This is a genomic window from Liquorilactobacillus sicerae, from assembly GCF_029916425.1.
Taxonomy (GTDB): Bacteria; Bacillota; Bacilli; order Lactobacillales; family Lactobacillaceae; genus Liquorilactobacillus; species Liquorilactobacillus sicerae.
This window is the reverse complement of the sequence record NZ_JAHAVQ010000269.1, coordinates 1-432: the sequence shown is the minus strand read 5'-3', so window position 1 is coordinate 432 and position 432 is coordinate 1. Positions and strand designations below refer to the sequence as shown.

Annotated in this window: 1 protein-coding gene; it reads right to left on the bottom strand. The window is 32.4% G+C overall.

What is annotated here, in order from left to right; all coding sequences use genetic code 11:
* A partial coding sequence (locus KH893_RS12385) for a lipopolysaccharide biosynthesis protein (RefSeq protein ID WP_281166349.1) occupies positions 1-432 on the bottom strand: 432 nt, incomplete at both ends.

Genomic DNA, 432 nt, shown 5'->3' with positions numbered 1-432 from the left:
AAATAGATTTATTCCAATCTACGGTTATTATTAAGAATCTTTTCGTTTGAAAATATCTGAGAATAGTAACAGTTAAAAATCCTAAACTACCACCGATACCTGCCCCGTGGACACCAATAATGGGAATCAACAACCAACAAGCTATAACATTAATGATCATTCCAAAAACAGTTGTAGAGAAGATACCAGAAGTTCTTTTAGCCGCTAAATAGGTCGTTCCTAAAAAAGCGGAAAAATTGGAAAAAGTCGCAGCCAGCAACAACACAGGCACATATTCCCAAGATTGAAAGAACCTGGAAGAAACATAAATTTGCATAAATGGTTTTACAAATAGAACAAAAAGAGCAATCAAAATAAAAGAAAAACTTATCAACAAATTAAATACTTTAGAATAAAATTCTGATGCATCATCTTTATCAAACTCACTGACAG